This window comes from Candidatus Woesearchaeota archaeon (assembly GCA_026394965.1).
In the GTDB taxonomy this organism is placed as follows: Archaea; Nanobdellota; Nanobdellia; order Woesearchaeales; family 0-14-0-80-44-23; genus JAPLZQ01.
On sequence record JAPLZQ010000079.1, the window covers coordinates 1 to 10,639 of the forward strand.

12 protein-coding genes are annotated in these 10,639 nt (G+C 41.7%); 2 read left to right on the top strand and 10 right to left on the bottom strand.

The window, feature by feature from the left end; translation table 11 throughout:
* Positions 1–1,708 (top strand): Glu-tRNA(Gln) amidotransferase subunit GatE (gatE, locus tag NTV63_03350; GenBank protein MCX6709958.1); only part of this gene is annotated, 1,708 nt, incomplete at its 5' end.
* 53 nt (positions 1,709–1,761) lie between these two features.
* On the opposite strand, the gene NTV63_03355 is transcribed toward gatE, so the two are convergent.
* From NTV63_03355 to NTV63_03395, 9 genes are all read right to left on the bottom strand, one after another.
* Positions 1,762–2,145 carry a Zn-ribbon containing protein gene (locus tag NTV63_03355; protein MCX6709959.1) on the bottom strand — a complete coding sequence of 128 codons (384 nt, stop codon included), beginning with the start codon at positions 2,143–2,145 and terminating at the stop codon, positions 1,762–1,764.
* Positions 2,146–2,161: 16 nt separating this feature from the next.
* The gene (locus NTV63_03360) at positions 2,162–2,545 is read right to left on the bottom strand and encodes a DUF2073 domain-containing protein (protein MCX6709960.1); all 384 of its coding nucleotides are present in this window, start codon (positions 2,543–2,545) and stop codon (positions 2,162–2,164) included.
* Between the two features lie 17 nt (positions 2,546–2,562).
* The gene (locus NTV63_03365; GenBank protein MCX6709961.1) at positions 2,563–3,195 is read right to left on the bottom strand and encodes an Era-like GTP-binding protein; all 633 of its coding nucleotides are present in this window, start codon (positions 3,193–3,195) and stop codon (positions 2,563–2,565) included.
* A gap of 68 nt (positions 3,196–3,263) precedes the next feature.
* Entirely contained in the window at positions 3,264–3,965 is a 702-nt protein-coding gene (locus tag NTV63_03370) for a hypothetical protein (protein MCX6709962.1), read from the bottom strand.
* A 9-nt stretch (positions 3,966–3,974) separates the two neighbouring features.
* A complete protein-coding gene (locus tag NTV63_03375) occupies positions 3,975–4,517 on the bottom strand; it encodes a hypothetical protein (GenBank protein MCX6709963.1) in 543 nt (180 codons plus the stop codon).
* Positions 4,518–4,561: 44 nt separating this feature from the next.
* A complete protein-coding gene (locus NTV63_03380; protein ID MCX6709964.1) occupies positions 4,562–5,491 on the bottom strand; it encodes a polysaccharide deacetylase family protein in 930 nt (309 codons plus the stop codon).
* Positions 5,492–5,818: 327 nt separating this feature from the next.
* Complete coding sequence (locus NTV63_03385) at positions 5,819–6,766, bottom strand: NOL1/NOP2/sun family putative RNA methylase (GenBank protein ID MCX6709965.1); 948 nt, start codon at positions 6,764–6,766, stop codon at positions 5,819–5,821.
* Positions 6,767–7,016: 250 nt separating this feature from the next.
* Complete coding sequence (locus NTV63_03390) at positions 7,017–7,358, bottom strand: nascent polypeptide-associated complex protein (GenBank protein ID MCX6709966.1); 342 nt, start codon at positions 7,356–7,358, stop codon at positions 7,017–7,019.
* A gap of 12 nt (positions 7,359–7,370) precedes the next feature.
* Positions 7,371–7,553 (bottom strand): preprotein translocase subunit Sec61beta, encoded by a 183-nt coding sequence (locus NTV63_03395; protein MCX6709967.1) that lies wholly within the window; start codon positions 7,551–7,553, stop codon positions 7,371–7,373.
* A 284-nt stretch (positions 7,554–7,837) separates the two neighbouring features.
* Here NTV63_03395 and NTV63_03400 point away from each other — a divergent pair, with 284 nt between their 5' ends.
* Positions 7,838–10,012, top strand: coding sequence for a hypothetical protein (locus tag NTV63_03400; protein MCX6709968.1), 2,175 nt, complete (start codon positions 7,838–7,840; stop codon positions 10,010–10,012).
* 36 nt (positions 10,013–10,048) lie between these two features.
* Here the strand turns inward: NTV63_03400 and NTV63_03405 are convergent, their stop codons facing one another.
* Positions 10,049–10,567 carry a hypothetical protein gene (locus NTV63_03405; GenBank protein MCX6709969.1) on the bottom strand — a complete coding sequence of 173 codons (519 nt, stop codon included), beginning with the start codon at positions 10,565–10,567 and terminating at the stop codon, positions 10,049–10,051.
* Between the last annotated feature and the right edge of the window lie 72 nt (positions 10,568–10,639).

Sequence of the window (10,639 nt, forward strand, 5' to 3'; positions counted from 1 at the left end):
TGCAGGTGAATCAGGAAAGGTGGATTCTGCAGCAGAGTATGAGAGCAGGAGAGACAAGGAATTTCTTTACCATTTTTACAGGGATGCAAACTGCCTTGTTGAGCTTGATGAGGAGCCACCTCATCCTGTCAATGAGGATGCATTAAGGACAGCACTTCAAATAGGGCTTATGCTGAAGGCGCAGTTCATAGACAGGATTCAGTTCATGAGAAAAACTGTCGTGGATGGAAGCAACACAAGCGGATTCCAGAGGACAGCGCTGATTGCAGTCAACGGCTTTGTGGAATTGAAAGGCAGGAAAATCAGCATTCCAACCCTGTGCCTTGAGGAAGAGGCTGCAAAGATTGTTGAAAGAAAAGACGGGCAGGACGTTTACAACCTTTCAAGGCTCGGAATCCCGCTTGTTGAGATTGCAACAGGCGCTGAACTTAACAGCCCTGAACTTGTAAAGGAATGCGCAGAAACATTAGGAATGATTCTAAGAAGCACAGGCAGAATTAAGAGGGGGCTTGGGACAATAAGGCAGGATGTCAATGTCTCAATAAGGGAAGGGGAAAGGGTTGAAATCAAGGGCGCCCAGGACTTAAGGATGCTCTCAAGAATAGTTGAGAATGAGGTTATCAGGCAGAAAAATCTTGTTGAGATAAGAAGGGAGCTTGAAAATCGTGGGATAAAAAAGATAGAGCACGAAGAAAAGGACTTGACAAATGCCCTTTCAGGCACGAAGTCAAAGGTTCTGAGGGCTGCAATTGATAATTCCGGATTAATAATTGGAATAAGGCTTTCAGGGCTGAAGGGGCTTTTAGGCAGGGAAATCCAGAAGGGAAGGCGCCTCGGAACTGAGATTTCAGAGTATGCAAAGAAATTCGGGGTTTCAGGAATAATCCACTGTGATGAGCTTCCGGGATATGGAATCACAGATGAAGAAATTAAAATCATAATCTCAGAATTGAAATGCTCGGGAAATGACGGCTTTGCAATAATCGCATCAGGAAGGGAAAATTCCAGGAATGCAGTTCAGGCAGCTGTAAAAAGGGCAAGGCTTTCCCTTTCAGGAGTTGTTCCTGAAGTGAGAAAGGCAAATGAGGACGGCACAAGCTCATTTTTGCGCCCGATGCCCGGCTCAAGCAGGATGTATCCTGAAACAGACATTCCCGTAATTCAGTCGGTAATTGAGGGAATTGAAGTCCCCCGGCTCATAACAGAGCGCGCATCTGACTATGTGGGGCTCGGGCTTTCAGAGCAGATGGCCGGAATTGTTTCAAGGTCAAATAAGCGCGAATTTTTTGAAAAGGCAGTTTCACATTTCAAAGAAATTGAGCCCTCTTTCATAGCCTCAGCAATCTTTCTCTTCCCAAAGGACATAGAGAGCAGGCTCGGGCTTGACTCATCAAAAATAGGCGAGGACGTGATACTTTCTGTTCTCGATGAGCTTGAAAAGGGGAAAATATCAAAGCAGGCGGTTTCAGAGGTTTTTGCCCTTGTTGCAAAAGGGGAAAATCTAAATTCTGCGCTGAAGAAATTTGAAAGCATGGATGATTCAGCTCTTGAAAAGGAGATACTTTCAATAATATCCTCCCTGAAATCAGCGGCAGGAAAGGAATCTGAATTAAAAGAGAATGCTGTTGTTGGGCATGTTATGGATAAGCTTCGGGGAAAGGCTGACGGAAAGAAGATTGTTGAGCTTGCAAGAAAACTAATGAAATGATTTAATAACAAAAGTTTTTTTTAATATTTAGAATTTGGCTTTTTCTATATTTTCTATCTCTTCCTTTTAGGATGCATCTGGAATGCTGATGCAACATCAATCACATACTTTCCTTCTTCAATCTTGTAGACAATCGGCTCTTCCTTGAATATCTTGACAAGGTCAAGCTCGTATTTTCCGGGCTTTGACACCCTTATTGACTCAAAGTCAAGCACAACAGGCTGCTTTTCAGCCTCTTCTGCCCCGATCATCTCAATTACATCCTTCTCAATCTCAACCTTTTCCTCTGGAGTCAGGTTTATTGTTGCGCTCTTAAGCGCCTCAAGCTTTTCCTTTTTTATGTAGAAAAAAAGCCGCGCTCCGCAGCCGCACCCCTTTAGGATTTCCTGGGCACCGTCATCATAAATCTTTCCGCATCTTACGCACTGGTGTGGCATTTTTTATCCTTTTCTTTCATTTCCTCTTTTTTTTGGAGTCCTGCGCCAAAAGCTGAATCTTGTTCGGGTCTTTCTTTATCTCCTTGACAACTGATGCAGGGCCTATTATTGTGAAGCCCTGCCTGTTTCCAAGAAGCAGGCTGAAAAGCTCAGTTCTTATCTTTCCAAAGATATCCTCATCCTTCTTTTCAGAGGATATTACAGCCATTTCTATCCCCCTGAATTCGTCATCTATTTCTTCCATTGTTGTCTTTATCATTTCTGCTTCTTCTTCTTTCCTGAGCCTTCCTTCAAGAACCACAATCTTGTTTTCCCTTGCAATTTTCAGGAGTTTTCTTATCTTTCCCACAGAGGATAGATGCTCTATCTCAGAGTATGGTACAAATTGGAGCGTTATCATTTTCTTTTGACCTCAATTCACCTGTTTGCTATTTCGAAGAGCGCCTTGTAGAACTCCTCAATGTTGTCGCCGAATTTTGCAGATATCCCTACAATCTTGTATTGCGGGAATGCCCCCTGCACTTTCTTTATGTCTGCCTTTTTCAGGTCAACCTTGTTTGCAACAATGAGAACAGGTATTTTCCTTGCCTCAAGGTTGCCTATAATTGTGATATTTACCTGGGAGTATGGGTCTTTTGTTCCGTCAAGGACTACTATTACAACATCCATGTTGTCCAGCCACTTTATCGAGTCTATAACCCCCTTTGTTGCTTCCTTTGCCCTCTCCTTTGAATCCTTCTCGCTCATCCCCGCTTTCATGAAGTCCTCATAGTCAATCTTTGTTGCAATTCCCGGAGTGTCCACAAGGTTGAAGGATAATTCCTTGCTTCCTGACTTTATTGTAACCTGCTCCTTTATCTGGATCTCCCTTGTTTCGTGGGCAATGCTTGAGACCTTTCCAAGGTCTTCTCCAAGCCAGTCCTGGCATATCCTGTTGGCAAGGGTGGTTTTTCCTCCGTTTGGGGGGCCGTATATTCCTATCTTCAGATGCTTCTTCTTTTTGAAAATATTTCTAAAGAACCTGTTCAAAAAATTTAGCAGATTGACCATATATCACCACTTGTATTTTAACGCTTTATCTTTTTATTTAAATATTTTGTTTTTCAGGTGGATTTTCCCTATTTTAAGGGAATTTCCATTTCAACTATCTCATTTATTTCGCTTTTTGGGATTGCGCACCCCTTGAGTTTAAGAGACCAAAGCACTGCATCAAGAAGCACTCTTTTCGGGTCTTCCTTTCCGTTTGGCAGCAGATACTGGTCAAGTATCCCTTTTTCAAACGCAATTGTTGCAAGCTCAACAGACCTTATTACTTTCACTCCCCGGGAAAGCTCAGCGAACTTGTGCAGGTTCTGCCGGTTTAAGTCAATCCTTGAATGAAGCTTGCTCTGAAGAAGGTCTTTTAGCGCCCTCGGGCTTTCAATGAGAAGCCTTGTTGTTCGTTCATCAACAACAAAAGCATCTGACTTCATGAGAATGCATGTTGCAAGCGATTCTATTTCGCCCTTGTGCACAATATTTATCCACGAGCCCTTTGCCCGGAAGGAGTGGTTCGCAAGGTCAAGAAGCTGAAACGATAGCCTTTTGGCATCTTCCATTTCCCTTACGCTTAGAATTCCTGAATTTATGCTCTGAAGAACCTGAAGCGCGTCAAACTCGAATCTTTTTGTGTTCAATGGATTGTCCACAATCTCGCTTTTAACCTCTCTGCATATGCAGAATTCCCCCTCAAAATGCTTTTTCAGCTCAGAAAGCATCCACAGCAGGTTGTTCATTGTGATGCTTATCACAGCGCTTGCGTCAAAGATTAGGCTTTTCATGTTATTTTTTCACTTGAACAGTTCCCTTGCGAAAAGGAGCCTTTTTTTAGCCCTTCCTGTTGAGATGTTTTCAGATGAGACAGTGTTTCCGATGTAGCCCATCAGCTCCCACTGCGAGATGCCAAGTATCTCAGCAGCCCTTGCAGCAGATATCCCGTGCTCGTAAATCCTGCTTCCCTTCTTTATCTTCGCCTGCGAGATTACCTCCTCAATATATATCTTTATCTTGCTGTCAATCTCTGAAATCAGGTTCATAATGTCCTTCATTATGTCCCTGTATTCCTGTATTCTCCCAAGCATAAGGTTGTTTCTCGCAGCAGAAATCATTGTTGCAATCTTCTTTTTTATCTGGCTTTCATGCGCCCTTTCCATGATTTTTGACAGGGAATATATGAGAACTGCGGCTATTATTGAGTCGTCATCCTGGAAAATGCTCGCGTTGTGTATTGTGTGGTTGCTCAGCTCTTTTAAGCTTAAGCTGTTCTCCTCAACAACGAGCTTCTCTGCGCCGTCCAGCACAGAGAGAACATCCTGCCTTACCACCTCTTCCATGAGATATGCTATTAAGAAAGTGTTATATAAAGTTTGCTAAAAAATTATTTTCCAAGCAGCTCTGCAAGCGTCACCATTTTATAGCCGTTTTCTTTTGCATATTTTATTATGCTTTCCATCACAGCAAAATCAGCTTCCCTTGTGTGGTAAAGGAAAATGTCTCCTGGAGAAAGCCATTTCTTAAAATAGCTGTAAACATAGGCGCTGTCAGTCAGCTTGCCATTGACAAACATTGAATCGCCGTTCCACAATACTGCATCAACAGGCGTGCTGAAATTATAATTCTTCAGCCTTCCAATTGCCTGAGAGAGAGGTGTGTAAAGTCCGAGCTTCGTATTGATATATCCAAAATAGCCTGCGCCCCCGGGAGGCCTTGCGAAATGAAACACGATTTTTGAATCAACATAATCACGTAGGGCTTTAATGCCGTTTGCATAATTGGCGTAAATCTTATCTGCTGTGCCCTGGACTTCCTTGTTTGTCGCCCAGGCGTGAGTGTAAGAATGAAGCTCAATCTCATGCCCCTCTTTCAATGCTTCCTTGTAGATTTCAGGGTTGCTTTGTATTGTCTTTCCTATGGGGAACAAGGTAAACTTTACTCCGTACTTGTCAGCAAGGTCAAGGGCTTTTCTGAGGAGTTTTGTGTCATAGATGTCATCTATTGTGATTGCAATTTCCTTTTTAGTTGTGTCTGAATGGGTGTATATTTTCGGAACATACGGTTTTGCTGTGATAACAACTGCTGTTTGGGAAAGCACCACGTTTTGAACTGCAGGAGAGTCTGCGCTTTTGACAACCTCTTCAAGGGCGCCTGACGGAACAGAGGGGCTTTCAGAAGGAGAAGAAATAACTATCTGCTGCAATGATTCATCTGGAATTTTTTGTTCTGCACTCTCTTTAAGAGCAAAAGAGGGGGAGAAAAGAAGGCAGACTGAAATGCTTCCCGTCAGAACAATCTTTTCAAGACCATGCATTTTAATCACTAAAGAATAGTTATTTAATATAAGATTATAAAGTTTTCTAAAAAACAACAAGGTAATTTAAAATAATCAATAAATTTATGCTAAAAAACGGCGCTAAAACTCAATACAAAGAAATTCCAAAGGAATTTCTTGTTCCAAAATTCGCTTGGCGAATTTTTGGTACTTTAATTATGAGATATATGGCGCCGTTTTTTGTACAACAAAACCCAGGATTTTGTGTACACAAACGCAAAGCGCAAAGACGAGTCTTGCGCAAAAAATCGTTTGGGCGATTTTTTTGCGTTTGTTGTATCCTAAAAATCCGCTCTCAACGGATTTTTAGGATTCCTTCTTCCTGATTTTTGCGACAAAGAACCCCGCCGTATGGTTGTCCTGAGGCCATATCCTTAAGCACTTTTTGACTTCCGGATTGTATTTCCTTCCCTCAAATTCAAGCACAGCAGGGCTCCTTTTTATGTTTAGGGATATCTCGCACAATTCTGCATTATCATATTTTCCTAAGAGGAAGTCAATAACGCCCTCATCTTCCTCTGGTTCAAGGGTGCATGTGGAGTAAACAAGGGTTCCGCCTGGCTTTAATGCGATGAATGCGCTGTCTATGAGGTTTTTTTGTATGTGGGAAAGCCGGGTTATTGCAGACGGGTTCCACATCCTTATTGTGTCAAGCGATTTCGCTATTGTTCCTGTTCCAGAGCATGGCGCATCCAGCAGGATTCTGTCAAAGAATTCAGGAAGGTAGCTGAAGTATTTTGCCTCGCTGTTGTTTATTACTGTATTTGTAACGCCGCATCGTTGAAGGTTCATTGCAAGCGCCTTTATCCTTATGTATGAATTGTCATTTGAAATCAGGAGCCCTGAGTTTTGCATGTACTGCGCAATCTGCGTGCTCTTTGAGCCAGGTGCAGCGCACATGTCAAGCACAATTTCCCCTGGCTTGGGCTCAAGCACAATTGGTGGAATCATTGATGCAGCCTCTTGGACATAGATGTAACCCATTGCGTGCTCAAGTGTGTTTCCAATGTCCCTTCTCTCGCTCTCCACCCAGAATCCTTCTGGGCACCAGGGAACATCTGTTAATTTCCATCTCTTTCCAAGGGATTCTCTTATTTGTGCAACAGATGCCTTTATGGTGTTCACTCTTATTGATTTTCGGAGAAAAGAGAGCGAGTATTTCCTGAATTCTGAAAAATCAGTCAGTTTGCTGTATCTTTCAATGAAATTCTTCTTGAATTCAAGATTTTCTGAATCAGGTATGTGCTCAAGCATATAGAAACTGGTTTTCTTTTTTTCTTTAAATAATTTGGTATTCAAGAATGAGTTTTATGCTGAAAAACGGCGCTAAAATTCATTACTTTAGTTTGGAGATACCGCGCCGTTTTTGGCACAAAGAAATGTAAAACATTTCTTGTGCAAAGAAAACCTCGAGGTTTTCTTGCACAACAAAATCATAGATTTTGTGTGCACAAACACTTTCGTGTTTGTTGCATCCTAAAAATTCGCGATTAAGAGCGGATTTTTATGATTTGGAAAGGGAGAGTATGGCTTCAGCAAGGTCCCCCCCTGATTTCTTTATTGCCCCTTCTGCATCTTCCCTTGAGGCATTTGCCTTTTCCATAACTGTTTTTATGTCCTCTTCAGTTATTTCGGGCTCAGAGGATATTTTTTCTTCCCTGATTTTTCCTGAAATCTGGAAGTTTTCATCTCCCGACATTTTTACTTTAAGGACGCTTGGTTCGCTTATCACAATATTCCTGTCCCTGCACTTAATTATCACTTCCTCAGCCTCAATCTCAGTCTGGGATATTCCCATCTGGTGCATTGCATTCTGAAGCTGCCTTTGGTTTATCTTGGGAAACAAGAACAGCACCTCTTATGGCTTTACGATTCCAAACCAGCCGTATCCAAGCGTGTGCAGAATTATTTCTATTACCATTACTGCAATTATCAGCACAACAACATGCCCCGGCTTTATCTCAAACTTGCTCTTGTATTCGTCAGAATATCTTACTATTCCGCCGCCGCTTGAGGGCATTCTCATTTTTTCGTTTGACATGGGCTTATTGGGAAGAGGATTTCTTTAAAAAGCTTGCGATTAAGCCAATGTTTTTTACCGTGTAGTGTCTAAAGTTATTCTTTAAAATATGAATTCAATTACTCTGTTTTCAAGAGCATAAAAATTTATAAAGTCTATTTTCCTTTTAATATACTTAATTTCAAGGAAAAAAAAGGTGGGTTTGATTGATATGATTTTAGGAAAATTTGCTTCTTTTATATTTTCCTTCTCAAATCCTGCTCATTTCTCGCTGATTTCTTTGAATGAAAACAGAGGTAAAAAAGATGCTAACACCCAATAAAAACAGGGCACTTTCTATGCCGGAAAAAGCCCAGTCAGGGCTTGAATCAATACTGGAAAATGAAGCAGGCAAAAATAAGATTCCCCAAAAGGAAGTTAAGGCAATGGTAATCAGCGAGTTCCCACTGGACAGCGTTCTCGGAACATCCAAGCAGGCAAAAGAAGCGAGAAAGGGAATAATTGAATATGTCAAGAGCGAGAAGCCCGATGCAATATTTGTGGACGGGCTGATTTCATTCATAAGATTTCCCGAAATTTATGATACTGGAATACTTGAGTCAGAACCGATTGAAACATTTATGGAGCAGCCATTCAAGCTTGCATCTGAATTCATCCATGAGCTCAAGGCAGCATCAAAGGGTTTTGGGCAGATTTATATGATGCTTTCAGACGCAGACGAGGATAACATAAGGCGCCTTACAAGAAGGACTCTGCATGACAGGCAAAAGGCAATTGCACAGTTAATAAACAGATATAAGCGCGGAATTGTCGAATGCGAGAATACGCTTAAGGAGCTGAAGAAGCCGGATGATTCTGTGCTGATAAGGCAGCTGAAGGGCAGGAAGGCAGCATACCAGCGCCATTTAAACGATGCATTTGAGAACAAGTCAAGAATTCCAAACAGCGAAAGCATTGATTACAATGCAATAAAAGAGGAAATCTTCAACAAGTATGTGAACACACTTAAATCCATGAACAGAGGGATTGAGATTGGGACAGGAAAGGTTTCTGTGGCAATAAATGGCTATTCCTTCCTTTATGCGCACACATTCAACATGAGCTCAAGAACGCCGTTGAAGAGCAGCACAAACAGGCTTCTTGATTACCTTAACAAGCTTTATATTGGAAAAATGCCGATGCCTGATTTCATACTTGAAGGCGGGCACAATGCAGAAGCAGTTGCGCATGTCTACAGACACCACACGAATGACAAGTATTCCCTTATGGTTTCAGGAATGGTTATGGAAGACCAGGAAAGGATGAAGGACATAATGGACGGGAATTACAATCCAGAGCTTTTCCAGGGTTTGCAGAGCAGGCTTGCTCCCTCAAAGAGGTTTGCAAAGAAGCTTGTTCCTTCTGGAATCTCAATTCTTGGGAAGAATGAAAAGGGAAGATATTTTGTTACCTTCTACTCCATGGAGCACCTCTCAAAAGTTGGAAGAAAAGAAGTCAATATTGAGGACATGCAGTATGAGAGTCTGAATATTTTCTCTGACTTGCACATTGGGAAAGGAGAAGTAAAGTACGACAAGCTGAAGAGCGCAGTTGAGATTATGCGTAAGGAGATTGAGGAAAGGAAAAAAGAGAATCTTTCCTCTCCCCTGCTCTTCCTTGTTAACGAATCCCTCCAGGGCAGGAACTATAAGACAATGTCAGTTGAGACAAAGAGAAGCATTCCCGAGGAATTTGACGAGAAACTGAAGGAGGCAATTGCAGCGGGAAAGAGCATGGATGATATAAGAGCAATGATGATGAATGAGCTGGAGAGGGTTAATGAGCCAAGGATTATGAACCAGCTTGAGAGGTATAACAAGCTCATAAATCCGCTTGTAATAGACACCCTTGTTAATTCAAAGTATGACATCGGAGTTATCCTTAACGAGGGAACTCATATAAATCACACTGTTGGTGAATTTGGGATAACTGAAACAGGGCTGCAAACAGTAGGGATAAAAGTCCTCACTGACGGGTATATGCAGCTTGTTAAAGAAGGGCTTCTTCCGTATGACAAGAGCATAGCCGAAATGTACAAAAAGATGAAGTTCATAGAAGAAGAGCTGAGCGGATACATGGTTTTTGAGACGAAGCTCGGGGAAAACACATATAAGTTTTCCACAACCCACAAGGCAGGAAGCGCAAAGCCTGAGCAGAATATCCCAATGAGGCTTGTGGACAGGGCAATTGTCATGAGGGATGATTCTGATATAAACATTTCAGGGCACCTTCACATGCCTTTCTTCACAGTTGTAGGAAGATTGCAGTCAAATGACATAAGCGCATTTTACAAGGGGGCAACATTCAATGAATATGACTCTTTTGGAAAGCTCACCGGATGGGCGCCTGCAGTTATCGGCTGTGTGACAGGGATTATTCCTATAAACAAGAACGGCAAGGGCGTTTACGGAGCTGAGTTTGTAACCTCAGATGTCCTCTAAAAAACTTTTAATTCAGATTTAATTTTTTATTCTTTATTATTTTTTGCCAGACATCTTTTCAATCTGGCTTTCTGTGAGGGAATCAACCATTTCAAACATGCTTTTTAATCCCCTGCCCACTGACTTTTCATCGCAGATAAGGCTGTGGACATGCGGGCATATTATCCATTTTGTGTCAAGCTCAGACTCAGGGTTTATGAAGAGAATCTTGAGGTTCCTCATTTTTGAAAGCTCTTTCCATTCAGAAATCAAAGAGTCAAGATTGCCTTTTGTGTTAAACACCGAAATTGTCAGTTCTGCATTTCCCGAGGCAATTGCAGGATTCTCTGATTTTGCCCTTTCAATCGCATCTGAAAACTTTTCTGCTATTGGAATTGCAATGAAGAATGCTTTCCTGTTGGAATATTTCACATATATTGTGTCTTTCGAGTTTTTAATTTCCAAAATGCTTTTCTGCATTATGTCCTTATTTTTTATGTATGGAATCAGCCAGTTCACAAGAAAGGAAACTATCTCTTCCTTACTCTTATCCCTCTTTTTTCCTTCATCACTCATTTTTTTGCTGACACACAGAGAAGGATCCAGACAATCACGCCGATGACGTTGAGAAATGCGTATTTCTCGACC